The organism is Serinicoccus sp. CUA-874, from assembly GCF_001942225.1.
In the GTDB taxonomy this organism is placed as follows: domain Bacteria; phylum Actinomycetota; class Actinomycetes; order Actinomycetales; family Dermatophilaceae; genus Ornithinicoccus; species Ornithinicoccus marinus.
In genome coordinates this window covers 255,141-281,974 of sequence record NZ_MKJZ01000022.1, presented here as the reverse complement: position 1 = coordinate 281,974, position 26,834 = coordinate 255,141, and the positions used below count along the sequence as shown (strand labels likewise).

Annotated in this window: 23 protein-coding genes, 2 pseudogenes and 1 riboswitch; of the genes and pseudogenes, 19 read left to right on the top strand and 6 right to left on the bottom strand. The window is 72.9% G+C overall.

The genetic code is table 11. The features are described from left to right. The first annotated feature begins 46 nt into the window (after window positions 1-46). The 7 genes and pseudogenes from BJF80_RS08125 to BJF80_RS08095 all read left to right on the top strand — a co-directional run bounded on the left by BJF80_RS08125 (window position 47) and on the right by BJF80_RS08095 (window position 7,430). Window positions 47-1,168 (top strand): GuaB3 family IMP dehydrogenase-related protein, encoded by a 1,122-nt coding sequence (locus BJF80_RS08125; protein ID WP_022925008.1) that lies wholly within the window; start codon window positions 47-49, stop codon window positions 1,166-1,168. Further along, window positions 1,155-2,546, top strand: coding sequence for a YncE family protein (locus tag BJF80_RS08120; protein ID WP_075812760.1), 1,392 nt, complete (start codon window positions 1,155-1,157; stop codon window positions 2,544-2,546). Before BJF80_RS08125 ends, BJF80_RS08120 begins: the two co-directional genes overlap by 14 nt. Window positions 2,547-2,575: 29 nt before the next feature. Continuing rightward, window positions 2,576-3,370 carry an SURF1 family protein gene (locus BJF80_RS08115; RefSeq protein ID WP_075812758.1) on the top strand — a complete coding sequence of 265 codons (795 nt, stop codon included), beginning with the start codon at window positions 2,576-2,578 and terminating at the stop codon, window positions 3,368-3,370. Further along, on the top strand, window positions 3,367-3,702 hold the full coding sequence (locus tag BJF80_RS08110) for a DUF3817 domain-containing protein (protein WP_022925005.1): 336 nt from the start codon (window positions 3,367-3,369) through the stop codon (window positions 3,700-3,702). Before BJF80_RS08115 ends, BJF80_RS08110 begins: the two co-directional genes overlap by 4 nt. Beyond that, window positions 3,699-5,323 (top strand): annotated as a pseudogene (gene guaA / locus BJF80_RS08105) (glutamine-hydrolyzing GMP synthase). The gene BJF80_RS08110 and the pseudogene guaA overlap by 4 nt, the downstream one beginning before the upstream one ends. Next, a complete protein-coding gene (locus BJF80_RS08100) occupies window positions 5,314-6,636 on the top strand; it encodes a Mur ligase family protein (RefSeq protein WP_033418826.1) in 1,323 nt (440 codons plus the stop codon). Before guaA ends, BJF80_RS08100 begins: the two are co-directional and overlap by 10 nt. Then, the gene (locus BJF80_RS08095; protein WP_083673540.1) at window positions 6,633-7,430 is read left to right on the top strand and encodes a type 1 glutamine amidotransferase; all 798 of its coding nucleotides are present in this window, start codon (window positions 6,633-6,635) and stop codon (window positions 7,428-7,430) included. The genes BJF80_RS08100 and BJF80_RS08095 overlap by 4 nt, the downstream gene beginning before the upstream one ends. Here the strand turns inward: BJF80_RS08095 and BJF80_RS08090 are convergent. Genes BJF80_RS08090 through BJF80_RS08080 form a run of 3 tightly spaced genes read right to left on the bottom strand, consistent with a single transcriptional unit; the run spans window position 7,403 to window position 9,389 of the window. Then, the gene (locus tag BJF80_RS08090; protein WP_158068500.1) at window positions 7,403-8,479 is read right to left on the bottom strand and encodes a lysylphosphatidylglycerol synthase transmembrane domain-containing protein; all 1,077 of its coding nucleotides are present in this window, start codon (window positions 8,477-8,479) and stop codon (window positions 7,403-7,405) included. The two genes, BJF80_RS08095 and BJF80_RS08090, sit on opposite strands and share 28 nt — an antisense overlap. Next, entirely contained in the window at window positions 8,476-8,955 is a 480-nt protein-coding gene (locus BJF80_RS08085; RefSeq protein ID WP_075812756.1) for a hypothetical protein, read from the bottom strand. Before BJF80_RS08085 ends, BJF80_RS08090 begins: the two co-directional genes overlap by 4 nt. Further along, window positions 8,952-9,389, bottom strand: coding sequence for a hypothetical protein (locus BJF80_RS08080; protein WP_022924999.1), 438 nt, complete (start codon window positions 9,387-9,389; stop codon window positions 8,952-8,954). The genes BJF80_RS08085 and BJF80_RS08080 overlap by 4 nt, the downstream gene beginning before the upstream one ends. 73 nt (window positions 9,390-9,462) lie before the next feature. Here BJF80_RS08080 and pcrA point away from each other — a divergent pair, with 73 nt between their 5' ends. From pcrA to BJF80_RS08060, 4 genes and pseudogenes are all read left to right on the top strand, one after another. Beyond that, window positions 9,463-12,036, top strand: coding sequence for a DNA helicase PcrA (gene pcrA / locus BJF80_RS08075; protein ID WP_075812754.1), 2,574 nt, complete (start codon window positions 9,463-9,465; stop codon window positions 12,034-12,036). Between the two features lie 171 nt (window positions 12,037-12,207). After that, window positions 12,208-13,389 (top strand): ADP-forming succinate--CoA ligase subunit beta, encoded by a 1,182-nt coding sequence (sucC, locus tag BJF80_RS08070; protein WP_022924997.1) that lies wholly within the window; start codon window positions 12,208-12,210, stop codon window positions 13,387-13,389. A gap of 40 nt (window positions 13,390-13,429) precedes the next feature. After that, window positions 13,430-14,319 (top strand): annotated as a pseudogene (gene sucD, locus BJF80_RS08065) (succinate--CoA ligase subunit alpha). Window positions 14,320-14,460: 141 nt separating this feature from the next. Next, entirely contained in the window at window positions 14,461-15,756 is a 1,296-nt protein-coding gene (locus tag BJF80_RS08060) for a cell division protein PerM (protein ID WP_143554037.1), read from the top strand. On the opposite strand, the gene BJF80_RS08055 is transcribed toward BJF80_RS08060, so the two are convergent. Next, window positions 15,757-18,006 carry an HNH endonuclease signature motif containing protein gene (locus tag BJF80_RS08055; protein ID WP_075812750.1) on the bottom strand — a complete coding sequence of 750 codons (2,250 nt, stop codon included), beginning with the start codon at window positions 18,004-18,006 and terminating at the stop codon, window positions 15,757-15,759. Window positions 18,007-18,829: 823 nt separating this feature from the next. Between BJF80_RS08055 and purN the strand changes: the two genes are divergently transcribed. The 6 genes from purN (at window position 18,830) to BJF80_RS08020 (ending at window position 23,940) form a co-directional block, all read left to right on the top strand. Further along, window positions 18,830-19,429, top strand: a complete 600-nt coding sequence (purN, locus tag BJF80_RS08045) for a phosphoribosylglycinamide formyltransferase (RefSeq protein WP_237767491.1) — start codon at window positions 18,830-18,832, stop codon at window positions 19,427-19,429. A 1-nt stretch (window position 19,430) separates the two neighbouring features. Next, a riboswitch (ZMP/ZTP riboswitch) is annotated at window positions 19,431-19,508 on the top strand. Between the two features lie 50 nt (window positions 19,509-19,558). Further along, the gene (gene purH / locus BJF80_RS08040) at window positions 19,559-21,160 is read left to right on the top strand and encodes a bifunctional phosphoribosylaminoimidazolecarboxamide formyltransferase/IMP cyclohydrolase (protein ID WP_075812746.1); all 1,602 of its coding nucleotides are present in this window, start codon (window positions 19,559-19,561) and stop codon (window positions 21,158-21,160) included. Beyond that, a complete protein-coding gene (locus BJF80_RS08035) occupies window positions 21,150-22,181 on the top strand; it encodes a DMT family transporter (protein WP_075812744.1) in 1,032 nt (343 codons plus the stop codon). The genes purH and BJF80_RS08035 overlap by 11 nt, the downstream gene beginning before the upstream one ends. 5 nt (window positions 22,182-22,186) lie before the next feature. Next, complete coding sequence (locus BJF80_RS08030) at window positions 22,187-22,723, top strand: glycine cleavage system transcriptional repressor (protein WP_075812742.1); 537 nt, start codon at window positions 22,187-22,189, stop codon at window positions 22,721-22,723. Between the two features lie 49 nt (window positions 22,724-22,772). After that, the gene (locus BJF80_RS08025; protein ID WP_414899287.1) at window positions 22,773-23,561 is read left to right on the top strand and encodes a tetrahydrofolate dehydrogenase/cyclohydrolase catalytic domain-containing protein; all 789 of its coding nucleotides are present in this window, start codon (window positions 22,773-22,775) and stop codon (window positions 23,559-23,561) included. A gap of 70 nt (window positions 23,562-23,631) precedes the next feature. After that, complete coding sequence (locus BJF80_RS08020; protein WP_075812740.1) at window positions 23,632-23,940, top strand: DUF3017 domain-containing protein; 309 nt, start codon at window positions 23,632-23,634, stop codon at window positions 23,938-23,940. Between the two features lie 48 nt (window positions 23,941-23,988). On the opposite strand, the gene BJF80_RS08015 is transcribed toward BJF80_RS08020, so the two are convergent. Then, complete coding sequence (locus BJF80_RS08015) at window positions 23,989-24,975, bottom strand: malate dehydrogenase (RefSeq protein ID WP_022924987.1); 987 nt, start codon at window positions 24,973-24,975, stop codon at window positions 23,989-23,991. A gap of 202 nt (window positions 24,976-25,177) precedes the next feature. Here BJF80_RS08015 and BJF80_RS08010 point away from each other — a divergent pair, with 202 nt between their 5' ends. Further along, window positions 25,178-25,468, top strand: coding sequence for a LysM peptidoglycan-binding domain-containing protein (locus BJF80_RS08010; protein WP_075812738.1), 291 nt, complete (start codon window positions 25,178-25,180; stop codon window positions 25,466-25,468). Between the two features lie 3 nt (window positions 25,469-25,471). Here BJF80_RS08010 and BJF80_RS08005 read toward each other — a convergent pair whose 3' ends face one another. After that, window positions 25,472-26,020: a 2'-5' RNA ligase family protein gene (locus BJF80_RS08005; protein ID WP_022924985.1), complete on the bottom strand. Its 549-nt coding sequence runs from the start codon at window positions 26,018-26,020 to the stop codon at window positions 25,472-25,474. 101 nt (window positions 26,021-26,121) lie between these two features. Here BJF80_RS08005 and BJF80_RS18365 point away from each other — a divergent pair, with 101 nt between their 5' ends. Further along, window positions 26,122-26,817: a hypothetical protein gene (locus BJF80_RS18365; RefSeq protein WP_075812736.1), complete on the top strand. Its 696-nt coding sequence runs from the start codon at window positions 26,122-26,124 to the stop codon at window positions 26,815-26,817. Window positions 26,818-26,834 lie beyond the last annotated feature (17 nt).

Here is a 26,834-nt window from a genome sequence, read left to right as displayed (position 1 = left end):
CGTGGCGCAGGACGGTCGGCAGCGGGTCGGACGGTAGCCTGAGCCGGTGACTGAGATCGAGATCGGACGCGGAAAACGGGCCCGCCGGGCCTACTCCTTCGACGACGTCGCCGTCGTCCCGTCCCGCCGCACCCGGGACCCCGAGGACGTCTCGATCACCTGGCAGATCGACGCCTACCACTTCGAGCTGCCCATCCTCGCGGCGCCGATGGACTCGGTGGTCTCCCCGGACACGGCGATCGCGATCGGCCGGCTCGGGGGGCTGGGTGTGCTCGACCTCGAGGGGCTGTGGACCCGCTACGAGGACCCCACCGACGCGCTCGGCGCGATCGCCCGGCTCGAGGGCGAGGACGCCACCTCACGGATGCGCGAGCTCTACGCCGCGCCCATCCGACCCGAGCTCATCACCGAGCGGCTGCGGCAGATCAGGGAGTCGGGGGTCACCGTGGCCGGCTCGCTCTCGCCGCAGCGGACCCAGCAGTTCTGGAAGGCGGTCGTGGACGCCGGTGTCGACCTCTTCGTCATCCGCGGCACGACCGTGTCTGCCGAGCACGTCTCCAGCCAGGCCGAGCCGCTCAACCTCAAGCGATTCATCTACGAGCTCGACGTGCCGGTCGTCGTCGGCGGCGCTGGCACCTACACCGCGGCCCTGCACCTGATGCGCACCGGCGCGGCAGGGGTGCTGGTCGGGTTCGGCGGGGGATCCACCCACCGCACCCGCACGGCGCTGGGGATCCACACCCCCGCCGCCACCGCGATCGCCGACGTCGCCGCCGCGCGGCGGGACTACCTCGACGAGTCCGGTGGGCGCTACGTCCACGTCATCTCCGACGGCGGCACCAGCGAGTCCGGCGAGATCGTCAAGGCCGTGGCCTGCGGCGCCGACGCCGTGATGCTCGGAGCGGCGCTCGCGCGGGCCCAGGAGGCGCCCGGCGCCGGCTACCACTGGGGCAGCGAGGCCCACCACCCCGAGCTGCCGCGCGGGGAGAAGGTGCACGTCGGCTCGGTCGGGACGTTGGAGGAGGTCCTCGTCGGGCCGGCGCGGACGGCCGACGGGACGACCAACCTCACCGGGGCCCTGCGCCGGGCGATGGCGACGACGGGGTATACCGACCTCAAGGAGTTCCAGCGAGTCGACGTCGTGGTGGCGCCCTATGGCGAGCGGTGAGCCCGGCGACACCGCGGCCCGGCAGCGCGGCGCGGGCCTTCCGGAGGTGAGCGTCAGCCACGCCCCCGAGCACGTGCGCCGCCGGCGGGTCGTGCTCGCCGTGCTGCTCGTCCTCCTCCTCGTCGGCGGGTGGGGGCTCACCAGGGTCCTCGGCGCGGACGGTGATCCGGGAGGCGAGGGCGCGGCGCCGAGCCAGGCCGGCCCCACCGAGGCCGAGGCGCCGGGCGACGACGACGCCGAGGGGGAGGGCGAGGGCGAGGGTGACGGCGGGCAGGAGGCCGACTCCGCGCAGGAGGACGCCGAGACCGCCGCGCAGGAGCCCGGGGAGTGGCAGCGCGAGCCGGTCCCGGGCGAGCACGCCAGCGAGCTGACCGCCCTGGAGCAGGTGGACTACCTCACCGGGGGGCTCACCCCGAAGTCGGTCATGGCCTCCGGGCACGGGCTGATGATCGCCAACAACATGATGTACAGCCATACCTCCACCGTCTTCGACAGCACCACCCGGGAGCAGGTGGAGGTGCTCTCCGACGAGGTGGACCTCGCCGACTACGGCATCGAGGGCCACCCCGGCCTGTCCCAGGGATCCCCGGTGGAGGCGGCCTGGACCGCGGACGGGCGCTACGCCTACGTCTCGCAGTACACGATGTACGGCGAGAACTTCGGCGTCGAGGGTTTCGACGCCTGCACCCGCGACAGCGGCGTCGGCGCGTCCTTCGTCTACCGCTTCGACGCCGAGGAGATGGCCTGGGACCAGGTCTTCGAGGTGGGTGCGGTGCCGAAGTACCTCACCCTCAGCCCGGACCAGAAGACGCTGCTGGTGAGCAACTGGTGCGACGCCACGCTGTCCGTCGTCGACACCGAGCGCGGCGAGGAGACGGGGGTCGTCGAGCTCGCCGCCGCGCCGCGCGGCGTGGTCGTCATGCCGGACAACACCACCGCCTACGTCGTCGCGATGTATGCCGACCAGCTCTACAAGGTCGACCTCGCCTCGGGGGAGGCCGAGGTCGTCATGGAGACCGCGCCCCGCCCGCGTCACCTCAACCTCGCCGACGAGGGGCGCACGCTCTACCTCACGACGAGCGGCGGCAACGCGATCTACAAGATCGACACCGCGACCGACGAGATCGTGGACCAGGTCGAGCCCGGCGTGGAGCCGCGCAGCGTCGCGCTCAGCCCGGACGAGACCGCGCTCTACGTGGTCAACTACAACGAGGCCAGCATCGCCAAGGTCCGTACCTCCGACATGGAGGTCATCGACTCCGCCCCGGTCGACGCCAACCCCATCGGCATCGACTACGACCCGGTCACCAACACGGTGTGGGTGGCCTGCTACGGCGGGTCGATCTACGTCTTCGACGACCAGACCACCCTGCTCTGACGCCCAGCCGCAGCACCTACCCTGGAGCGGTGATCCGCACCGCGCTCAAGCCCGCCTGGCTGGCCCTGCTGGCGCTGCTCGTGGTCGTGGTCATCTCCTTCTACCAGCTCGGGATGTGGCAGCTCGGGGTGAGCACGAGCACGGCCTCGCGCGAGTCCTCGCAGGAGCAGGCGAGCCGCCCCACGGTGCCCGTCGAGCAGCTCATCGCCCCCCGGTCGACCTTCCCCGCCGAGGGGGCCGGCCGCCCCGTCGCGGTGGAGGGCCGCTACGACCCCGGCCGGCAGTTCCTCGTCCCGGACCGGCTGCTGGAGGGGGAGCGCGGCTACTGGGTGGTGACCCCGGTGCGGACCGACGCGGGGACGGAGGAGGCGCTGCTCCCGGTGGTCCGCGGCTTCGTGACCTCGCCCGAGGATGCCGGCACGCCCGACGACAGCGTCACCGTGTCCCTGACCGGCACGCTGGCGCCGGCGGAGTCGCCCGGGCCCTCGGGCCTGCCCGCGGGACAGCGCGGCTCCATCGACACCGCCGATCTGGCCAACGACTGGGACGCCCCCATCTACGACGCCTTCATCTTCATGGTGCAGGAGCAGCCCGCGCTCACCGACCCCGCCGTGCAACGGGTGCCGCCGCCGGTCTTCGGCGAGGACGGCATCGTGTGGCGCAACGTCGGCTACGGGCTGCAGTGGTTCGTCTTCGCCGCCTTCGCGATCTTCATGTACCTCCGGTTCTTGCACGACGCCGCCCGGCGTGGCCGGACACCGAGGCAGCCTCCGTCGCTGCCGCACTCCGCACCAGCACCCGTCACCGAGGAGACCCGACGATGACCCCCCGCGCCAAGCTGCTGTTCTTCCGTGTCATGGCCTTCGTGGTCGGGGTCGGGCTGCTGCTGCTCGTCGCCCACATGGTGCTGCGCTACGGCTTCGACAACGACCTCCTGGCGTGGTGGCCCTCCCCGCACGGCTGGTTCTACATGGTCTACCTCGTCGCGACCGCCCTGCTGGGCTTCGAGCTGCGCTGGGGGCTGGGCAGGATGGTGGGCGTCATGCTCGCCGGGTGCGTGCCCTTCCTCTCCTTCTGGGTGGAGCACCGCGTCGCCGGCGACGCCGCGGCCCGGATCGCGGAGGCCGGTGCGGGCGCCGGTAGGGTGACGCCGTGACCTCGGCCCCCTCGCTCGACGTGCGCCGCGACACCGTGCTGGTCGTCGACTTCGGCGCGCAGTATGCCCAGCTCATCGCCCGCAGGGTCCGCGAGGCGGACTGCTACAGCGAGATCGTCCCCCACACGATGCCCGCCGCGGAGATGCTCGCCAAGGACCCGGCGGCCATCATCCTCTCCGGTGGGCCCGCCTCGGTGTATGCCGACGGCGCACCCGGGCTGGAGGAGGCCGTCGTCACCGCGGGGGTGCCGGTGCTCGGCATCTGCTACGGCTTCCAGGCGATGGTGCGGGCCCTCGGCGGGACGGTCGAACGCACCGGGAGCCGGGAGTACGGCCAGACCGACGCGACGGTGACCGGTCCGCCGAGCACGCTCTTCGCCGGGCAGCCCGAGCAGCAGGTCGTCTGGATGTCGCACGGCGACGCCGTGACCCAGGCCCCCGAGGCTGCGCCGTGTCCGCACGCACCCCCGGCGCGCCGGTGGCCGCCTTCGAGGACGACGAGCGCCGGCTCTACGGCGTCCAGTGGCACCCCGAGGTCCTCCACTCCGCCCACGGCCAGGAGGTGCTCGTCAACTTCCTCACCACGGGAGCCGGGATCACCCCGTCGTGGACGAGCGAGAACGTCGCCGAGAGCCTGGTCGAGCAGGCGCGGGCCCAGATCGGTCAGGACCGGGTCATCTGCGGGCTCTCCGGTGGCGTCGACTCCTCGGTCGCGGCCGCCCTGGTGCAGCGCGCCGTCGGGGACCAGCTGACCTGCGTCTTCGTCGACCACGGACTCCTGCGAGAGGGTGAGGCCGAGCAGGTCGAGACCGACTTCGTGCAGGCGACGGGGGTCGACCTCGTCGTCGTCGACGCCCGGGAGCGCTTCCTGGCCGCCCTGGCCGGGGTGACCGACCCGGAGGAGAAGCGCAAGATCATCGGCCGCGAGTTCATCCGGGTCTTCGAGCAGGCGGCCCGCGACGTCGTGCGCGCGCACGCCTCGGACGGAGGCCCGTCGGACGGGGGCGGCGGCGACCAGGGGGACCACCCGGTCCGCTGGCTGGTGCAGGGCACCCTCTACCCCGACGTCGTGGAGTCCGGCGGCGGCAGCGGGGCGGCCAACATCAAGAGCCACCACAACGTGGGCGGTCTGCCCGAGGACCTGCAGTTCCAGCTCGTCGAGCCGCTGCGCACCCTCTTCAAGGACGAGGTGCGGCAGGTGGGGCTCGAGATCGGCGTGCCCGAGGGCATCGTCTGGCGCCAGCCCTTCCCCGGCCCGGGCCTGGGCATCCGCATCATCGGCGAGGTGACCGCCGACCGGCTGGCCGTCCTGCGCCGCGCGGACGCGATCGCCCGGGAGGAGCTCACCGCCGCCGGGCTGGACCGGGACATCTGGCAGTGCCCCGTCGTGCTGCTCGCGGACGTCCGCTCCGTCGGCGTGCAGGGGGACGGGCGGACCTACGGCCACCCGGTCGTGCTGCGCCCGGTCTCCTCCGAGGACGCGATGACCGCGGACTGGACCCGGCTGCCCTACGAGGTCCTGGCGCGCATCTCCTCGCGGATCACCAACGAGGTCGAGGAGGTCAACCGGGTCACCCTCGACGTGACCAGCAAGCCTCCGGGGACGATCGAATGGGAGTGAGGACGACCCTCGCGCTCGCTGCCGGCAAGGGGGCGCGGCTGCTGTCCCGGTTGCGCGGTGGCGGATCCGCCCTGCCCGGGCTGGTGACCGAGCGGATCGACCCGGCCGTGCTCCGGCATACCCTCGGCTCGTTGCCACGCGGCGTGGTCGTGGTGAGCGGGACCAACGGCAAGACGACGACGACCAAGATGCTGGTGGCGCTGCTGCGGGCGCACGGGCTGCGCGTCTTCACCAATCCCACCGGCTCCAACTTCACCCGGGGGGTCATCTCCTCGATGCTCGGCGAGGTCGGGCTGCGGGGCCGGCTCGCGGCGGACGTGGCCGTGGTCGAGCTGGACGAGGCGCACGCGCTGCACTTCAGCGCGCAGGTGCCGCCGACGCACGCGTTGCTGCTCAACGTGGCCCGCGACCAGCTCGACCGGTTCGCGGAGATCGACCACACGGCGCGCCTGCTCACCACCCTGGCGGAGCAGACGACCGAGGGTGTCGTGCTCAACGCCGACGACTCCTTCATCTCCCGCATCCGCAGCCGTGTCGCGACCGGGGTGGCGGTCGGGTGGTTCGGCGTGGACCCGAGCATGGCCGACCGGCTGCCCGAGCTGCAGGAGGCCGACGTCCGCCCCGAGGACGAGGGCGGGGCGGTGCTCGACGAGGAGGAGCGGTCTCGCGCGGCGCTGCTGCTGCCCGCCGAGGGCGGGCAGGACTTCACGGTGAGGTTCCCGGGCGGGCAGGACGTCGGGCCGGTGCGGCTGCGCCAACGCGGGCTCGCCGCCATGATCAACGCCACGGCCGCGACGGCCATGGCGCGCCACCTGCTGGGGGAGGACTTCCGCGCCACCGACGCCGGCGCGGCGCTGGCGCGGGTCGCGCCGCCCTTCGGCCGGGGCGAGGTCGTCGACGCCGGCGGGAGCCCGCTGGAGCTCGTCCTGGTCAAGAACCCGGCCGGCTTCACCGTCGCGCTGGGGACCTATGGCGCCGAACCGGTCGCGACGATGGTGGCGATCAACGACAACTACGCCGACGGGCGTGACGTCTCCTGGCTCTACGACGTCTCCTTCGAGTCGCTGCGGGATCGCGGCGTGGCGCTGACCTCCGGGGTGCGCGGCTGGGACATGGCCCTGCGGCTGCGCTACGACGGCGTGGACGTGGGCGACGTCGAGCCCGACCTCGACGTCGCGCTGGACCGTTTCCTGCGGGAGGCGGCCGGGGAGCCGATGCGCATCTTCTGCACCTACACCGCCATGATGCACCTGCGGCGACGGCTGGCCGAGCGCTTCGGGCTGGCCCGCTTCGGAGAGGACCCGGACGCATGAGCGAGAGGACCGGTGAGCGACCCGAGGACGCCCTGCCCGACGACGTCGCCGCCCTGGCGCAGGTGCCCGCGGACAAGGGCGAGGTCCACCTCGTCCATCTCTACCCGCGCGAGATGAGCATCTACGGCGACCTGGGCAACACCCGGTGCCTCGCGGCCCGGCTGCGCTGGCACGGATACCGGCCCGTCGTGTACGACCACCACCCGGGTGCCCCGTGGCCGCAGCGGGTCGACCTGCTGCTGGGCGGGGGCGGGCAGGACAGCGGCCAGGTGCGGGTCACCGAGGACCTCGAGCGGCACGCCGGGCGGCTCCGCGAGCTCGCGGCCGACGGGCTGCCGATGCTCATGATCTGCGGGATGTACCAGCTCTTCGGCGAGGCCTTCATCACGGTGGAGGGCCAGCGCCTGCCCGGCCTGGGGATCCTGGACGTCACCACCCGCGGCAACGCCACTCGGATGATCGGCCCGGTCGTGCTGGACACCGACTTCGGGTCGGTCGTGGGCTACGAGAACCACTCCGGCTCGACCGTCCTCGGGGAGGGGCAAAGGCCCTTCGGCCGGGTGCGGCACGGCAAGGGCAACAACGGCTCGGACGGGCACGAGGGCGCCCGCACCAGCAACGTCGTCGCGTCCTACCTGCACGGACCGATCCTGCCGGCCAACCCGGCCCTGGCCGACGGGCTGCTGGAGATCGCCGCCCGGCGCGCCACCGGCCAGTGGTCGCCCGGGGAGATCGACGACACCGTCGCCACCCGGGCGCACGAGGCTCAGGTGCGCAGGTTGCTCGGCTCCTGAGCGGAGCCGGGAGCGAGGGCGCGGCTCGGGCCGAGCCACCACGCGACGAGGGCGGCCACGCCGAAGGGCACCACGACGACGTGCGCGTAGATGGCATACAGCAGGGCCGTCGCCGACGCCGCTCCCGGGTCCCCGCCGAGCAGGACCAGCATCCCGGCGGTGCCCACCTCGGTGACGCCCAGGCCGCCGGGGGTGACCGCCACGACCGTGAGGAGCTGGCGGAAGGTGTAGGCGCAGACCAGCTCGGCGAGCGGGAGGTCGAGCCCGACGACCCGCGCGGCGAACCAGTACAGCCCGAAGAGCAGCACGAACTGGCCGGTCATCCCCAGGGCCATCGGGAGCCCACCGGTGCGGACCACGTGGGCCACCCGGTGACGCTGGTCGGTGAGCAGCCGGTCCGGCGCCTGGCCCCGCACGGTGGTCCGGCCGACCATCCCCAGCAGACGACGCACCCCTGCCGCGAGTCGGTCGGCCACCGTGTCCGACAGCACCCACACCCCGGCCACGACCACGAGCAGCGCCCCGAGGACCGCGGCCACCCAGGCGCTGCGGACGACGACCTCGGGGGCGTCGACCGGTCCGGCGACGAGGACCAGGGCGCCCACGACCGGCAGGGCGATGCGGGCCAGGACGTTCCACAGCCCGGTCACGAGGAGGCTCGTGGAGATCGCCCGCAGGGCGAAACCCCAGGAGCGGAACATCGCGGCCATGAGGGCGATGCCCACGGCGCCGCCCAGCGGCAGCAGGTTGGCGGCGGTGGCCGAGACCGCGTTGGCCTTGAGCGCCTGCACGTGGCCCAGCCCCGGGAGCGACCCGCTGAGCACCCAGGTGTAGCTGAACAGCCCCGCGAGGAGCAGCAGCCCCATGACCAGGGCGGTCCCCGGACGCACCCGGCCCAGCTGGGTCCCGATCTGCGACCACGAGGTGTCCAGGAACTGCGGCAGGCCGTAGGCGATGAGCAGCGTCGCCACGACGATCCCCAGGAGCGAGCTGAGCCCGTCGCGCCAGGTCAGGCGACGCAGCGCCGGTGCGCGGTCCGCACCGCTCACGCCGTCCCCTCGTCCACCCGGCCCATGGTGGCAGGACCGGTGTGGGCGTCCCCGGCCGACACGGCGCGGGCGCCCCGGTCCGAGAGCAGCCACCAGAGCCCGGCGACCGGCAGCACCAGCGGGATGAAGAGGTAGCCCTGGCCGAAGTGGCTCCACACCGTCGCGTCCGGGAACATCTGCGGCGCGAGGTAGCTCCACGTGCCGACGACCAGCACACCGACCAGCTCGACCGACAGCGCCACCAGGCTGACCCACCAGGCCGCGCGGCCGCGCAGCGACAGCGAGACGAGCGCGACGACATACACCACGGCCGCGATCGCGGAGAGGGCGTAGGCCAGGGGTGCCTCCTCGAAGCGAGTGCTGATCTGCGCGGCGGACCGCGAGACGGTGCCGATGACGAAGACGAGGTAGAGCGCGAGGATGACCCGGCCGGGTCCGTGCCGGCGGTCACCGGGATGTGCCGTCGGGCGCCTCACGGGACCATCCCGACGCCGTACCAGATCTGCGCCGTCCGGGCACCCATGACCGCGACCACGAAGGCCGCGACCGCCAGCACGAAGGTGCTCCACCGCGTCGGCTCCTGACCCGCCCAGACCAGCGCCAGCGCGGGCAGCAGCAGGATCGTGACGAGATAGGCCCACAGCTCCCACGACGGTCCGACCGGCGAGGCTCCGCCGAGCTGCCGCCCGGCGTAGGTGGCGCAGTAGGCCACGACACCGGCCTGCAGGAGCCAGCTCAGGCCCACCGTGACCCGGCCCGGTGGCCGTCCGTTGAGACCGGCGACCAGGCAGGCGACGGCGATGGCGAGGCCGCCGAGCAGGAGCATGAGGGTGGGCGGGTCGAGGTAGGCCGAGCTCGGGGTGGTCGCCGCGCCGCCGGTCACGACGGCGGTCGGGAGGGGTGGGGTCACGCCACCAGCGTATGCCGCGGGCTGTGGAGGACCGGACCGGGCATGTCGCCCGGGCTGCCTACTATGGGAGGCGATGAGCGGCTTGTTCGACCACCTTCCCTTCGACGCCCCCGTGCCGTCCATGAGCGCGCGCGCGGCGAGCGGCCACGCCGACCCGGGCGACGGTGGGCCTGGTGGGGTGGACGAGCGTGGGGTGCCGGGGTGGGCCGTCGCCGGGGAGGACCCCGGGGAGGCGGGGGCGGACGGGCTCGGTGCGCGGAGGCCGGGCACGGGGCGGGGGCAGGGCCCCTCGGTGGCCGAGCTGCTCGCCGGGCTCAACGAGCCGCAGCGCGAGGCGGTGACGCACCACGGCAGCCCGCTGCTCATCGTCGCCGGGGCCGGGTCGGGCAAGACCCGGGTGCTGACGCATCGGATCGCCTACCTGCTCGCCGAGCGGCACGTCCACCCGGGGCAGATCCTGGCGATCACCTTCACCAACAAGGCCGCCGCCGAGATGCGCGAGCGGGTCGAGCAGCTGGTCGGGCCGCGGGCCAAGGCGATGTGGGTCTCGACCTTCCACTCCGCGTGCGTGCGGATCCTGCGGCGCGAGGCGACCACGGCGGGACTCAAGAGCTCCTTCTCCATCTACGACGCCGCCGACAGCCAACGGCTGATGGGCCTGGTCATCCGTGACCTCGATCTCGACCCGAAGCGCTACCCGGCACGGGCCTTCCTCGCCAAGGTGTCGAACGCCAAGAACGAGTTGATCGACGACGAGGCCTTCGCCGCGGCCGTCGGCAGCAACAGCTACGAGGCCAAGGTGGCGGAGGCCTACACGATGTACCAGCGGCGGCTGCGGGCGGCCAACGCGCTGGACTTCGACGACATCATCTCCACCACGGTGCACCTGCTGCGGGCCTTCCCCGCCGTGCGCGAGCACTACCGGCGCCGGTTCCGGCACGTCATGGTGGACGAGTACCAGGACACCAACCACGCGCAGTACGCCCTGGTGCGCGAGCTGGTGGGCTTCGAAGGCGACATCGTCGACGGGGGCAGCCGCGCGCTGCCTCCCGCCGAGTTGTGCGTCGTCGGTGACGCGGACCAGTCGATCTACGCCTTCCGGGGCGCGACGATCCGCAACATCGTCGAGTTCGAGGAGGACTACCCGCAGGCCCGGACCATCCTGCTGGAGCAGAACTACCGCTCGACGTCGACGATCCTGACCGCCGCCAACGCGGTCATCGCCCGCAACCCCAAGCGACGGGAGAAGCGGCTGTGGACCGACGCGGGGGAGGGTCAGCGCATCCTCGGCTACGTCGCGGACTCCGAGCACGACGAGGCCTCCTTCGTCGCCCGCCGGATCGACGAGCTGGCCGACGAGCGGGGGGTGCGGCCCGGGGACGTGGCCGTCTTCTACCGCACCAACGCCCAGTCCCGTGCCCTGGAGGAGGTGCTCGTCCGCACCGGGCTGCCCTACAAGGTGGTTGGCGGCACCCGGTTCTACGAGCGGCGCGAGATCAAGGACGCGCTCGCCTATCTGCGCGTCATCGCCAACCCGGCCGACGACGTCAACCTGCGGCGCATCCTCAACACCCCCAAGCGGGGGATCGGCGACCGTGCGGTCGCGGCGGTGACGATGCTCGCGGAGCGCGAGCGCATACCCTTCGTCGCGGCGCTGGGCCGCGCCGGCGACGCGCCGGGCATCGCGTCGCGCTCGGTCGCGGCGATCGGCGGCTTCACCGCGCTGCTGGAGGAGCTGGGCGACCTGGCCGGGCAGGAGGACTCGGGGATCGGGTCGCTGCTGGAGGCGATCCTGGACCGCACCGGCTACCTCGCCGAGCTGCGGGCGAGCCACGACCCGCAGGACGAGACCCGCGTGGAGAACCTCACCGAGCTGGTCACCGTGGCCCGCGAGTTCGACGACAACTACCCGGAGGGCGGTCTCGTGAACTTCCTCGAGCAGGTCTCGCTCGTGGCGGACGCCGACGAGATCCCGGAGGGCGAGGACGGGGCCGCCGAGGGGGTCGACCAGGGCGTCGTGACGCTCATGACCCTGCACACGGCCAAGGGTCTGGAGTTCCCGGTCGTCTTCCTCACCGGGATGGAGGACGGCACCTTCCCGCATCAGCGGAGCCTGGATGACCCGGACGAGCTGGAGGAGGAGCGGCGGCTGGCCTACGTCGGCATCACCCGCGCGCGCGAGCAGCTGCACCTGTCGCGCGCGGGCAGCCGGTCGGCCTTCGGCGCACCGCAGTGGTTCCCCGCCTCGCGCTTCCTCGACGAGATCCCCGATGACCTGGTGACCTGGGAGCGCACCGACGCCGACCGGATGAGCATGACCGGGCGGCGCTCCGCGGCCGAGGGGATCGGCTGGTCCGGAGGGTATGCCGGGGGCTCGCGCGGCGGGTCCGGCTGGTCCGGCGGCGGGCGACCGGCCGCCGTGCGGCTCGACCCCCGGGGGAGCGCGCCGAAGCGGGATCGCACGCAGGAGCAGGAGGCCGAGCTGGCCGGGCTGGCCGCCGGGGACAAGGTGTCGCACGACAGCTTCGGCATGGGCACCGTGGTGCTCGTCGAGGGCACCGGCAACCACACGATGGCCCATGTCGACTTCGGCGACGCCGGGCTCAAGCGGCTGCTGCTGCGGGTGGCGCCGCTGGTCAAGCTCTGACGGGGCTCAGGCTCGTCGCCCGCCGCTCGCAGGATCCGCTCGATGCTGGCGCGGGCCTGACCTGCCCGCTGCGATAGTGTGCGACGCAGTGCCGCCGACGGCGCCCAGGGCGCGGTCGAGCGGTGAGCACCGGCATACCGGAACCACCATCGACAGACGGGAAGCCCAACTGTGGATCTGTTCGAGTACCAGGCACGTGACCTGTTCGAGAAGCACGGCGTGCCCGTGCTCGCGGCCGAGGTCGTGACCGAGGCGTCCGAGGCGGGCCCCGCGGCCGAGCGGGTCGGCGCCGACAGCGGCGGCGTCGTGGTCGTCAAGGCGCAGGTCAAGGTCGGCGGCCGGGGCAAGGCCGGCGGCGTCAAGCTCGCCAAGAGCCCCGAGGAGGCCGTCGAGGCCGCCGAGCAGATCCTCGGCATGGACATCAAGGGCCACACCGTGGGCGCGGTGATGATCGCCCAGGGCGCCAAGATCGCCGAGGAGTACTACTTCTCCCTGCTGCTCGACCGCACCAACCGCTCGCTGCTCGCCATGTGCAGCAAGGAGGGCGGCATGGACATCGAGACGCTCGCCGAGGAGCGCCCCGAGGCCCTGGCCCGGGTCGCGGTCGATGCCAACACTGGCATCGACGACGCGAAGGCCCGCGAGATCGCCGAGCAGGCCGGCTTCGACACCGGTGACGTCGACGCGATCGCCCCGGTCCTCATCCGGCTGTGGGACGTCTACAAGAACGAGGACGCCACCCTCGTCGAGGTGAACCCCCTCGTCAAGACCGAGGACGGCACGATCCTGGCGCTGGACGGCAAGGTCACCCTCGACGGCAACGCCGACTTCCGGCACGAGGACCACGCCGCTCTCGAGGACGCCGCCTCCGCCGACCCGCTGGAGAACAAGGCCAAGGGACTGGGCCTCAACTACGTCAAGCTCGACGGCAACGTCGGCATCATCGGCAACGGCGCCGGCCTGGTCATGTCGACCCTCGACGTCGTGGCGTACGCCGGTGAGGACCACACCGGTGGCACGGCGAAGCCGGCCAACTTCCTCGACATCGGCGGCGGTGCCTCCGCGGAGGTCATGAGCAACGGGCTCGACGTCATCCTCGGCGACGAGCAGGTGAAGTCGGTCTTCGTCAACGTCTTCGGCGGGATCACCGCCTGCGACGCGGTGGCCAACGGCATCGTCAAGGCCCTGGAGATCCTCGGCGACGACGCCACCAAGCCGCTCGTGGTCCGGCTCGACGGCAACAACGTCGAGGAGGGCCGCGCCATCCTCGCCGAGGCCGCCCACCCGCTGGTCACCATCGAGGAGACCATGGACGGCGCCGCCCGCAAGGCCGCCGAGCTGGCCGCCGGCTGACCTGCGACAACGACATACGAAGGAAGAAGAAGAGACCACCATGGCGATCTTTCTGAACAACGACTCCGCCGTCATCGTGCAGGGCATGACCGGCTCCGAGGGCATGAAGCACACGCAGCGGATGCTGCGCTCGGGCACCCGCGTCGTGGGCGGGGTCAACCCGCGCAAGGCCGGGCAGACCGTGGACTTCGAGGACGGCGTGCAGGTGCCGGTCTTCGGCTCGGTGTCCGAGGCGATGGAGCGACCGGCGCGAACGTCTCCGTGCTCTTCGTGCCGCCGGCCTTCACCAAGGCGGCCGTGATCGAGGCGGTCGACGCCGGTATGCCGCTGGCCGTCGTGATCACCGAGGGCGTGCCGGTGCAGGACACCGCGGAGTTCTTCGCCTACGCCCAGGCGCAGGGCGGCACCCGGATCATCGGCCCCAACTGCCCGGGGCTCATCAGCCCGGAACAGTCCAACGCCGGCATCATCCCCGCCGACATCACCGGGCCCGGCCGCATCGGCCTGGTGTCGAAGTCGGGCACGCTGACCTACCAGATGATGTACGAGCTCAAGGAGATCGGCTTCACCACCGCGGTGGGTATCGGCGGTGACCCGATCATCGGGACCACCCACATCGACTGCCTGCAGGCCTTCCAGGACGACCCCGACACCGAGGCGATCGTCATGATCGGTGAGATCGGTGGCGACGCCGAGGAGCGGGCCGCGGCCTACATCAAGGACAACGTCACCAAGCCGGTCGTCGGCTACGTCGCCGGCTTCACCGCGCCCGAGGGCAAGACGATGGGCCACGCCGGCGCGATCGTCTCCGGCTCCAGCGGCACCGCCGAGGCCAAGAAGGAGGCCCTCGAGGCCGCCGGGGTCAAGGTCGGCAAGACGCCCTCCGAGACCGCCGAGCTGATGAAGGAGATCATCGCCGGCCTGGGCTGACGCACCTGCTCGAACGAACACCCCTTGGGTCCGGCGCCGACCGGACGCAAGGGGTGTTCTGTCATGGCGGAGGCAGGCGCAAGGCTGTCCGGTCGGCGCGCCTCCCCGTGGCTCCGCGCCCCGTCCGTGACCATGGAGGCGATGACTGTGGTGGAGCGGGCCAGGAGCGGCGGGCGATCCGAGGGTGCCGCGTCGCGGGAGGAGATCCCGGGGCGCGGTCCGACGTTGACCGTCCGGCGCCTCGGGGAGCTGCTCGGGGCAGGGGTGGCCGGGGTCGTGTGCGTCCTGCTGGGCGTGCTCGTCGTCGTGCTCCCGACGGCCCTGGCGTGGGTGGTCGAGCAACGGGGCACCGCGAGCTTCTGGCAGACGGTCGGCGTGGGGGTCGACGTGTGGGCGCTCGCGCATCGCGCCGCGGTGCGCACGCCCGCCGCCGAGGTCGTGATCGCCCCGCTGCTCCTCACGGCGCTCTTCCTCGCGCTCTGCTGGTATGCCGCGCGCCAGGTCGTCCTCAGCCGGCACCACCTCACCGCCCGTGTGCCCCGGATCGGCGGGTGGCGCACGGCGTGGAGCGCGCTGGGCGGGTCCGACGGCACGGCCTTCGTCGTGGGCTATGTCGCCGCGGGGCTGATCGTGGCGCACACCGCCAGCTTCGGGCTCGCGCCGGTGCGCCTGGCCACCCTGGTGCCCGGCGTCGTGCTCGTGCCGCTCGTGGCCCTCGGTCTCGTCTGGTGGGGGGAGCACCGGCGCGAGGAGCATCCGGTGGTGGACGCCGGTCTCGCCTTCCTCGAGGCACGCACCCCGGTGCTCGTGCGCCGCGCACTGCCGCCCGTCGTGGAGGTCCTCGTCGGGCTGGTCGCCGTCTCCTTCCTGCTCGTGCTCGGCCTGCTCCTGCTGCGGGGCGAGCGCATCCTCACCCTCTACGGCTCGCTCGACGCCGGGCTGGTCGGCACGGTCGTGCTCACGGTGGGCCAGCTGCTCGCGCTGCCCAACCTCATGGTGTGGGCGCTGGGGTGGACCACCGGGTCGGGGGTCACCGTGGGCACGGTGCACGTCGGCTGGGGCGAGACGACCGCCGGCGACCTGCCGGTGCTCCCGGTCCTCGGTGCGCTGCCCGAGCCCGGGGCCATGCCGCCGGGGATCTGGGCCATGGCGCTGGTGCCGTTGGTCGCCGGGGGGTGGCTGGGCTACCGCGCGGCGGGCTCGGCCTCGCGGCTGGCGACCTGGTGGACCAAGGCGCAGATCATGCTCGCCTCGTGCACAACGGTTGCCCTGGTGGTCCTCGTCCTGTCCTGGCTGGCGACGGGTGGCCTCACGCCCGGGCTGCTCGGCACGATCGGTGTCGAGGCGTGGCGCACCTCCGGCCTGCTGCTGGCCGAGCTGGTCGCGGGCGGCCTGCTGGTGCTGACCGTGCTCCACCTGAGCCGTCGCCGCCTCTGATCAGAAGGGTGGGGGCTCTCCGGGTGAGGTGCGCCATCCGGTCGCGCCGGTCGCGCGGTTCGCGCCGGGTCGACCGGGTCCGCGCCGGTCCTCGGCGCGGACGCCCTGGTCGGCTCCCGACGTCAGATGCGCTGTGTCTGTCCCGTCCAGGCCGAGGACAGCCTCTGTCGTCGGGGTGTCGGGCGCTGCGCCGTCCCGGCGGCGACCGGACTGGGTGCGGGTGACCCACATCCAGCCGGACAGCGGGCCGCCGTGCTCGCCGGTCCCGGGGTGGTCGTCGGCGTCGGTGAGGAAGGCACCCGGGCCGCGGTGCGCGAGAGCGGCATAGACGGCGCGGTTCAGCAGGTCGCGCCGTGCGTCCAGGTCGTCCCGCTGCGCCGAGTGCTCGTCACCGCGGGCAGCGTCCAGCGGTGCGGCCCGGTCGAGCGCAGCGGCCAGGTCAGGTGCGGCAGTCCCCGCCGACGCCGTCTGTCCCGTCGCCCACCGATCGGCACCCTTGTCGCCCGGCTGGCCGGTGCGGGATGCAGTCGAGACACGGCCCGGGCCGGCGCCGTGCTGTCGGTAGTCGTGCACCCGGGTGGTCTCGCGCTGGCCGAGCAGCGTGGTCCAGGTGAGGTCGCGCAGGTCGTTGATCTGGGCGAGCGCCCTCCCGAGCGTCTTGAGCTGGTGCGGCGACTTGGCGAGCGCGACGAGATTGGTCTCTGACGTCGGTCCGCCGGGCCCCTCCGGAGCCCAGGGTGTGACGTGGTCCAGCTCGCACACGGCGCCCGGTTGGCGCGTGCCCGGTGCCCGCGAGAAGACGTCGGCGGCGAGGACCTGTCGGCGCATGGCCGCGTCGGGCCGGTATGCGGCGATGGACCGCTCGATCAGCCGCCCGTCGGCCGGGTCGGTCAGCAGTCGGGCCAGGGTGGTGTCAGGCGTCAGCGCCAGCTCCCGGATCTGCCCGGGCGAGAGGTAGGCCGGATGCCGCCCGAGCACCAATCCCACCCCCTGTCGTCCGCCGGGGCCATGATCGTCGGCGCCGGCGAAGGCAGTGTCCTGCCCGTCGCACGTGTCTGTCGGATGCGGGACATGGTGGTCCGGGCCGGTCGGGTGGTCAGAGTCCTCTCCATTGCACGTGTCTGCCGGGTCGCTGCTCACGTCCCTCGGTCCCTGTTTCATCCTTGGGGCGCAGGTGGTGCAGGCAGGCCTGCCGGAGAGCGCGTCCCAGGGGACGATCACCTGCAGCTCGACGGTCGGCATACCGCTCACGACCCGCGCGACGGCCTCGAGGTCGGGTGTCAGCAGGTCCGCCCACCCCTCGGGAGGTCCGGCCACCTCGTCCCTGGGCGAGGGACCGGAGCCGGGGTTGCTCCCACCGGACTCGTCTGGCCCGCCCAGGGTCGGGGCACCCCTGCCTGATGACTGCGGGCGGGGGTAGCCTCCGCCGGGCTCGTCCTGCGGCACCGGGAGCTGTCCGTGGACGACGAGCGCCATGAGCACGTCGGAGCGCAGCTGGTCCAGGGTGCGCGGATCACCCTGTTTGCGCAGCAGGCGAGCGGCCCGCTCGACCCTGCTGTGCGCGGCGATGAGCGAGAGCGCGGGGCCGGTCGTCTCCAGCGTCGCCGTGCCGTCGTCGTGCACGGTGATCGTCGCCCGGCGGGCCTGGTAGGCCTTGCTCCGGCGCTCCCGCTCGGCCGCCACGTCGACGCCCTCGGCCCGGGCGGCCTCCCGCGCGAGCGCCGCCGCGTAGTCCGCCTCGTGCCAGGGACGCTCGCGCAGGTCACCCTCCGGCGTCAGCCGCTCGGCCACGACGACATGAGGGTCACACCCGAAGAGGCCTTCGGCGACCAGGAGTGCGTCGTCGACCTGGAGCGAGCCGCAGCGAGTCCAGAAGGATCGCACCATGTCCCACGTCACCTCCGCACGGTCCAACGCACCGAGCACCGCGGTGCGCACCCCGTCCGGTGCGCAGGCCATCCCCACCAGGTGCCGCGCCTCGGTGACGCCCATGCCGAGGCGTGCCTGCACCTCGGCGCAGGCGGCCCGCTTGGTCTCCGCCCGCCACGTCGTGCGCTGGCCCTCGGTCAGCTCGTCCACCGAGGTGAAGTCCTTCTGAGCCAGGACGGCAGCACCGGTCACCGCGACGACCAACCGGGCAGCCTCCACCAGCCGTGCGTCCAGTCCCGCCCGGGTCGCCGCCACGACACCCAGGGCATCGAGCGCGGCGCCCTCCGCGCGCCCCTCCGGTTCGATCGCCGTGACCGCCATGCCCCTCACCCCCTCAGATGAAGCGTTGCTCCTGGGCCCCAGTCTAGTCGAACGTGTGTACGAATATCAAGAGCCCACGTTGCGCGGGTCAAGGCACCGATCACCCCCGGTCTCGCCCCGCACCGAGATCAGTGACCCAGCTCCTGTATGTCGGCCTGCAACCGGGCCGTACGCTCCCGCCACCACTCCAGAGAAGGATGGAGTCCATCAGAGTCGACCCGGGGCACCAGCGAGATGTGCAGCGTCAGGCCGGTCGCGCCGGCGCGGACAGTCTTGATACCTATCTGTGTCACAGTGCCAAACACCTCGGGAACCGTCTCGACCACATATTCGCGTTCCCCTGCTGGCCCATCAGGACCAAAGTTGTCACGCACCACAATCCCAAGGAGCAACTGAGACGCTCGAGCTCCCTGCGCCGTATGACCGGGCGACATCTGCGCCCGCAGCCCCTTCCCTACCCCAGAACTGATCAGCCCGTAGACCGCGCCCGAGCACCTCAGCGACCCACTCGCGCAACGCACCGAAAGCAGCCGATTCAACCTCAGCCTGCTGAGCCACCAACTTCACGCTTACTACTTCTTCCGCACTACCCACGCGGGACCCTTCCCTCCCCGATCACGGAATCGCCCAGGTGGGCACCGGACCAACGGACTCGCCAGACCGCCCGATGGTCCAAGTGCGCGAAGATGACCGGAGGCATGAGCCTACGGTCCTGGACACCCAGCCCCAAGGGTCGACAGCTCCGTCTTGTCCCTGGACGTCACGGAAGGTCGGCAGCACCTCCCTCGGTCGCCTCATCCCCGACGGCCCCTACGCTGGCACGGTGACCATCTCCTCGCGCCAGGCACGCGTCGTCGTCCTCGTCTCCGGCTCGGGCACCTTGCTCCAGGCGGTCCTCGACGCGTGCGCCGACCCGGGGTATGCCGTCACCGTCGTCGCCGTCGGCGCCGACCGGGAGGACATCGAGGGGTTGGCGCGGGCCCGCGCCAGGGGCATACCGACCTTCGTCGAGCGGGTGGCCGACCACCCGGACCGCGACGCCTGGGACGCCGCGCTGGCCGACCGGCTCGCGCAGCATCGCCCGCACATGGTGCTCAGCGCCGGCTTCATGAAGATCCTGGGTCCGCAGGTCCTGGCCACGCACCGGGTCGTCAACACCCACCCGGCCCTGCTGCCGAGCTTCCCCGGCGCGCACGCGGTGCGCGACGCGCTCGCGCACGGGGTCCGGGTGAGCGGCGCGACGCTGCACCTCGTCGACGCCGGTGTCGACACCGGACCGATCCTGGCCCAGCGCGCGGTCGAGGTGCTCCCCGACGACACCGAGGAGTCCCTGCACGAGCGGATCAAGGTGGTCGAGCGCGAGATGCTCGTGCACGAGCTGCCCGTCGTCGCGAGTGGTTCGCCGATCACCGCGGCTGGCTAGACTGGCCGCACACGACTGGCGCGGGTGGGCAACCACCGGGGAGTGACGATCGTGGGCATCGCCCGCCTGGGTGCCCGCACCCGTCGACCGACGGCAGGCAGATCCGTCGAACCCCCGAGGAGCGATCCCATGACGTCGTCCACCACGACCACTACCGACGAGCGCCGCCCGGTCCGCCGGGCGCTGGTGTCCGTCTTCGACAAGAGCGGGCTCGACGAGCTCGTGACCGCTCTGCACGACCAGGGTGTCGCCCTCGTCTCCACCGGCGGCTCGGCCGCCCGGATCGAAGGGTTCGGGCTGCCCGTCACCCGCGTCGAGGAGCTCACCGGCTTCCCCGAGTGCCTCGACGGCCGCGTCAAGACGCTGCACCCCCGCGTGCACGCCGGGCTGCTCGCGGACACGACCAACCCCGAGCACGTCGACCAGCTCGCCGACCTCGGCGTCGAGGGCTTCGACCTCGTGGTGTGCAACCTCTACCCCTTCGCGGACACCGTCGCCTCCGGTGCCACCGCGCAGGAGTGCGTCGAGCAGATCGACATCGGCGGCCCGTCCATGGTGCGCGCCGCGGCCAAGAACCACCGCAGCGTGGCCGTCGTGACCAGCCCTTCGGCATACCCGCAGGTGCTCGACGCGATCACCGCCGGCGGCTTCACGCTGGAGCAGCGTCAGCGGCTCGCGGCCGACGCCTTCGTGCACACCGCGACGTATGACGTGGCCGTCGCCTCGTGGATGGGCAACGTGCTGATCGACACCAGCTCGGGCACCGGCTTCCCCGCCTGGATGGGCGCGACCTGGGACCGGGCGGCGGTGCTGCGCTACGGCGAGAACCCGCACCAGCGCGCGGCGCTCTACACCGACGGACACGCGACCGTCCCGGGGCTGGCGCAGGCCGAGCAGCTGGGCGGCAAGGAGATGTCCTTCAACAACTACGTCGACGCCGACGCCGCCCGCCGCGCCGCCCACGACCACGGCGACCTGCCCACGGTCGCGATCATCAAGCACGCCAACCCGTGCGGCATCGCGGTCGGGAGCGACATCGCCGACGCCCACGCGAAGGCGCACGCCTGCGACCCGGTCTCGGCGTTCGGCGGGATCGTCGCGACCAACCTGCCCGTGACCGAGGCGATGGCGCGCCAGGTCGCCGAGGTCTTCACCGAGGTGGTCGTCGCCCCCGACTTCGAGCCGGCAGCTCTGGAGGTGCTCGCCGCCAAGAAGAACTTGCGGCTGCTCCGGGTCCCCTCGCCGTCCTCGGGCGGCATCGAGACGCGCAGCATCTCCGGCGGGTTGCTCGTGCAGGCCGTGGACGCCGTCGACGCCGAGGTCGAGGACGGCGGCGACGACGCCTCGCGATGGCGGCTGGTCGCGGGCGAGCCTGCCGACGACGCCACCCTGGCGGACCTGCAGTTCGCCTGGCGGGCGGTGCGCGCCACGAAGTCCAACGCCATCCTGCTGGCCGACGACGGCGCCTCCGTCGGGGTCGGTATGGGTCAGGTCAACCGGGTGGACTCCTGCCACCTCGCGGTGAGCCGGGCGGATGAGCGCGCCGCCGGCTCGGTCGCCGCCTCCGATGCCTTCTTCCCCTTCGCGGACGGCCTCCAGGTGCTGCTCGACGCGGGGGTCCGGGCCGTCGTCGCTCCCGGTGGGTCGATCCGGGACGAGGAGGTCGTCGCCGCGGCGCAGGCCGCCGGGGTGACGATGTACTTCACCGGGACCCGCCACTTTGCCCACTGAGGCCTCCGCCTCGGCGGGGGCTCCCGAGCGGGTCGCCCCCGCCCTCCTGGCCGCCGCCACCTGCGGGGCCGCGCTCGCCCTCCAGTCGCGGGTCAACGGCACCCTCGCCGAGCAGCTGGGCGGGCTCCCGGCCGCCACGATCTCCTTCGGCAGCGGGCTGGTCCTGCTCACCCTGCTGCTCGCCGTGCCGACGCTGCGGCGGAGCGCGGCGAGGGTCTGGGCGGCCGTGCGGTCCGGCCGGTTGCGGTGGTGGCAGGTGCTCGGTGGCACGGCGGGGGCGCTGCTCGTCGCGGGGCAGACGTATGCCGTCCCGCTGGTGGGCGTGACCGCCTTCCTCGTGGCGCTGGTCGGCGGGCAGTCGGCCGGGGCTCTGCTCGTGGACCGGCTCGGTCTGGGCCCGCGCCCGGCGCAGCGGCTGCGGCGGGGCAGGGTGCTGGCGGCCGGACTCGCCGTCCTGGGGGTGGCAGTCGCGGCGACCGCCCCACGCGGACCCGACGGCGCAGACGCCGCGGCAGCGGGCCCCGCCGTCGTGCTGCCCCTGCTCCTGGTCGCGCTCGTCGGCGCCCTGACCTCGGTGCAGCAGGGGTTCAACGGTGTCCTGACCGTCGTCGGCGGTGCCACGCTGGCCACCGCATGGGTCAACTTCCTCACCGGGACGCTCATGCTGCTCGCGCTGGGCGGGGTGGTGGCGGCCACGCAGGACGCGCCGCTGCGTGCCGCCGGGTCGGGTCTGCCGTGGTGGGTCTGGACCGGCGGCGTGATCGGGATCGGCTACATCGCCGCGGCGGCCTTCGCCGTCCAGCACCTGCCGGTCCTGGTCTTCGCCCTGGTGGCGGTGACCACCCAGCTCGCCACGGGCATCCTCATCGACGCGCTCCACCCTGCCGCGGACGACGTGCTCGGCCCGCGGGTGGTGACCGGCGTGCTGCTGGCGGTCCTGGGCGCGGTCTGGGCGGCCCTGTCGCGCCGGCGGGTCGCGAGTGCCGCGGCGACGAGGAAGGGCAGGTCACCGGTAGGGTAGGCGTCATGGCGACCCTCGTGATCACCGTCGTCGGCGACGACCGTCCGGGTCTGGTCAGCGCGCTGGCCGACGTCATCGCGGAGCACGGCGGCAGCTGGGAGCGCAGCCAGCTCGCGGAGCTGGCCGGGAAGTTCGCCGGCATCGCCACCGTCGACGTCGCGGAGGCGTCGGCGCAGGCCCTGGCGGACTCCCTCGCCGGGCTCACCGGGGTGCTCGACACGACGGTGCACACCGCCCACCCCCAGCCGGAGCAGCCTGACGACGGCGGCCTGCTGCACCTCGACCTCGTCGGCAACGACCGGCCGGGCATCATCAAGGAGATCACCGCGGCCCTGGCCGAGCACCAGGTGTCGGTGGAGGACCTGCAGACCAAGGTGGTCCCGACACCGCAGGCCGGCGGGGATCTCTTCGCCGCCCGCGCGCGGCTCCGGGTGCCGCCGGGCGCGGATCTGCCGGGTCTGCGCGCCGGTCTCGAGCGGATCGCCACCGAGCTGCTGGTCGACCTCAGCTTCGAGCCGGGCGGTGACGTCGACTGGGAGTGAGGCCGCCTGTCGGTCCGATCGCCCGGGACCGCCGCCCTAGACTGCCCCCATGACCGCCACGATGCTCGACGGCAAGGCCGTGCACGCGACGATCCAGGACGAGCTGCGGAGCCGGGTGGAGGCCCTGGCCGAGCGGGGCGTGGTGCCGGGGCTGGCGACCGTCCTCGTCGGGGACGACCCGGCCAGCCGGTGGTATGTCGGCGCCAAGCACAAGGACTGCGCGCAGATCGGGGTCACCTCCGTGCGCCGCGAGCTGCCCGCTGGCTCAAGCCTCGAGGAGGTGCTGGCCGTGGTCGACGAGCTCAACGACGACCCGGGCGTCACCGCCTTCCTGGTGCAGCAGCCCACCGGGCTGGACGAGTTCGCGATCCTCTCCCGGGTCGACCCGGCCAAGGACGTCGACGGGCTGCACCCGACCAACCTCGGCGCCCTGGTCATGAACGAGCCGGCGCCGCTGCCGTGCACGCCGGTCGGGTGCGTCGAGCTGCTGCGTCGCTACGACGTCCCGATCGCCGGAGCGGAGGTCGTCGTCGTGGGGCGCGGTCTCACGGTGGGGCGCCCGCTGGGGCTCATCCTCACCCGGCGCAGCGAGAACGCCACGGTGACGTTGTGCCACACCGGCACCCGCGACCTGGCCGCGCACACCCGTCGGGCCGACATCGTCGTCTCGGCGGCCGGGGTGCCGGACATGATCACCCCTGACATGGTCAAGCCCGGTGCGGCCGTGCTCGACGTGGGCGTGGCGCGGCGCGGCGGCAAGATCGCCGGCGACATCCACCCGGGCGTCGCCGAGGTCGCCGGGTGGCTGACCCCCAACCGGGTGGGGTGGGGCCGATGACGCGGGCGATGCTGCTGACCAACGTCGTCGAGGCGGCGGAGCGGTCCGCGTCGGGCTCTTCGTCGGCCGGATGACGCCCGCCGCTGAGGATTCCGACGAGCTGCCCGGCGGCGTCGACCCGTCCGGACCGGTGCTCGGGGTGTGGTGGCTGAGCCTGCTCGGCCTGCTGGTGGCGGCCCTGCTCCTGCTGTCCTCGAACCTGCGCGCCTACGGGTATGCCCTGGGCGCCACCCTGGGCGCGCTCGCGCTGCTCCGCGCAGTGCTCCCCACCGCCCGTGCCGGCGGGCTGGCGGTCCGGGGGCGGTGGGTCGACGTCGCGACCCTCCTGCTGCTGGGCGCTGCGGTCGCCGTGCTCGCCTCGACGCTGCGCATCGTCTGAACCGGACGGGCGGCCCCGGCATACCGCCGAGGCCGCCCGCGCGTTCGCTCAGATGAGGCCGAGCTCGGTGACCGCAGCCTTCTCCTCGACCAGCTCGGCGACGGAGGCGTCGATCCGGCCCCGGGAGAAGTCGTCGATGTCCAGGCCCTGGACGATCTCGTAGGAGCCGTCGCGGGTGGTCACCGGGAAGGAGCTCATGATGCCCTCCTCGACGCCGTAGGACCCGTCGGAGCGGACCGCCATCGAGACCCAGTCGCCCTCGGGGGAGCCGCGCAGCCAGTCGCGGGCGTGGTCGATCGTCGCCGACGCCGCGGAGGCGGCCGAGGAGGAGCCGCGCGCCTCGATGATGGCCGCGCCGCGCTTGGCGACGGTGGGGATGAAGGTGTCCTCGATCCACTGCTGGTCGCCCACCGCCTCGGCGGCGTTGCGACCGCCGACCTGGGCGTGGAAGAGGTCGGGGTACTGCGTCGCGCTGTGGTTGCCCCAGATCGTCATGTGCGAGACGTCGGTGACGGGGGCGCCGACCTTGGCCGCGAGCTGGGCGATCGCGCGGTTGTGGTCCAGCCGGGTGAGCGCGGAGAACCGCTCGGCCGGGATGTCGGGGGCGTTGCTCATCGCGATGAGCGCGTTGGTGTTGGCCGGGTTGCCGGTGACGGTGATCCGCACGTCGTCGGCCGCGTGGTCGTTGAGCGCCTTGCCCTGCGCGGTGAAGATCGCGCCGTTGGCCTCGAGCAGGTCGCCGCGCTCCATCCCCTTGGTGCGTGGGCGCGCGCCGACGAGCAGCGCGACGTTGACGCCGTCGAAGACGACGTCGGCGTCGTCCCCGGTCTCGACCCCCGCGAGCAGCGGGAAGGCGCAGTCGTCGAGCTCCATGACGACGCCCTCGAGCGCCCCGAGCGCGGGCGTGATCTCCAGCAGCCGCAGCTCGACCGGGGTGTCCTTGCCGAGCAGCTCGCCGGAGGCGATGCGGAAGAGCAGGCTGTAGCCGATCTGGCCGGCCGCGCCGGTGACCGCGACCTTGACGGGGGTGTTCACGAGAGGGACCTTCTTTCGAGGCGGGACTGCGGTGCGCTGACGCGCTCGACGCTAGCACCCTGGACGAGCGTCACCACGGTCGAGTGGCTCCCGGTCCGCACCCTGGGCTAGCGTGCCAGCGAGCCGGTGCCGCGTCATCGTCCGGGCCACTGCCCGGCCGTGGCGGACCGGCCCCGAGTGCCCGCACGTGGAGGAGCCAGACATGGGACTGTTCGACCGGATCAAGGGCGCGATCGACGGCGTCCGCGAGGCGCGAGCGGGCGGGCAGCAGGGCAGCCGTCCGGCCTCGACGGCGTCGCCGGCGTCGGGGACGACCGGTCCGGTGCCGGCCGAGGAGCCGCGTCATGCCACGGTCACCGTCCAGCCAGGTCAGACACTGTCCAGAATCGCCCAGGAGCGCGGCGTGGACCTCGACGAGATGGTGCGGCTCAACGGGATCGAGCGACCCGACCTCATCTTCCCCGGGCAGGTCTTCAAGCTCCCGCGCCGCTGATCCTCACCCGGTGAGCGGGTAGTCCGCGCGGGTGCGCCAGACGCCGTCCCCGTCGTGGACGTAGAGCCGGAAGGCGTCCGCGGGGTAGGTACAGCTGAAGGCGCCGAGGTCGCGGAAGGCGCGGTCCAGGGCGGCCAGCGGCAGGTCGTGGGCGAGCGTGACGTGGGGGTGGTAGGGAAAGTCCAGCGTGCGCTGCAGCGGCCCGCGCCGCACGGCCCGCTCGAGTCGCTCGCAGTCGGCGACCCCCTTGGCCACCTGCACGAAGACCACCTCCGACACCGGCCGGAAGGTGCCCGTCCCGCGCAGCATGACCTCGAAGGCGGCGTGGTCCCGAGCCACCGAGAGCAGGTGGGCCTCCAGGGCCTCCAGCTCCGGCGCGCTGCACGGGGTCGGGGGCAGCAGGGTGATGTGCGTCGGGATGGCGGCCGCGCGCTCCTCGCCGTAGCCGATGCGCAGCCGCTGCAGGTGGCTGCCCCAGGGCTCGGGGACCGGAAGCGCCACCCCGACCACGAGGGACGCCTTCTCGTGCTCGTCGTGCTCCGAAGGGCTCATCGGCTCCAGCCTAGTGGGGGAGGCGCACCGCTCCGGCGGAACCCGGGTCGGAACGAAGGCGTCGCAGGCACATGGCCGGATCGACGCAGTGGTGCTCGCCCGTGATCCGGCGCGAGGTCGACCACGCCCGGTGCCGCGCCGGGGTGATGCTGCTCGCGCTCGGATGCGCGCTCCTGGCCGGGTGCGCCTCCGGCGGGGAGGAGCCGACCCCCCCGGTCACGACTCCGAGCACCGGTGCATCGGCGGCAGCCACGCTGGTCGTCGTCGGGTCAGGGACCACGATCGTCCACCTCGACAGCCAGGACGAGATCGCCCGATGGGCGTCCCAGGTGCTGGTCGTGACGCCGAGGTCTGAGGAGCCCAGAGACCATGGTGGGGCGCCCGAGGTCGGCCGGGACGTCACGGTGGAGGTCGACGAGGTGATCTGGACGGCTGCGGACGCCATCACCTCCCTGGGCGAGGGCCAGCGCTCGACGTTCTACGAGTACCCGGCCTACGTCCAGGGTGAGGGAGAGCTGGTCCCCGCGGTCGAGGAGGGCCGGAGCCGGTTGGAGCTGGGTCAGCCCGGCGTGGTGTTCCTCGCCGACGACGTGGTCGACGACGAGCAGGTCCTCACGCTGCTGCATGTCTCGGCTCTGGAGGAGGGGCAGATCAGCCTCGCCGGTGCGGCCGGGCGGGTGGACATCAGCCATCTCGCCCAGCAGGTCGACGCCGCCGCGCTGCGTGTCGACCGCCTGACGCCTCACCCGGGTGAGTCGCTCGTGCAGCGGCTGGAGCGCTACCCGGTTCAGGAGTAGCCCTGCGCCTCACGTCT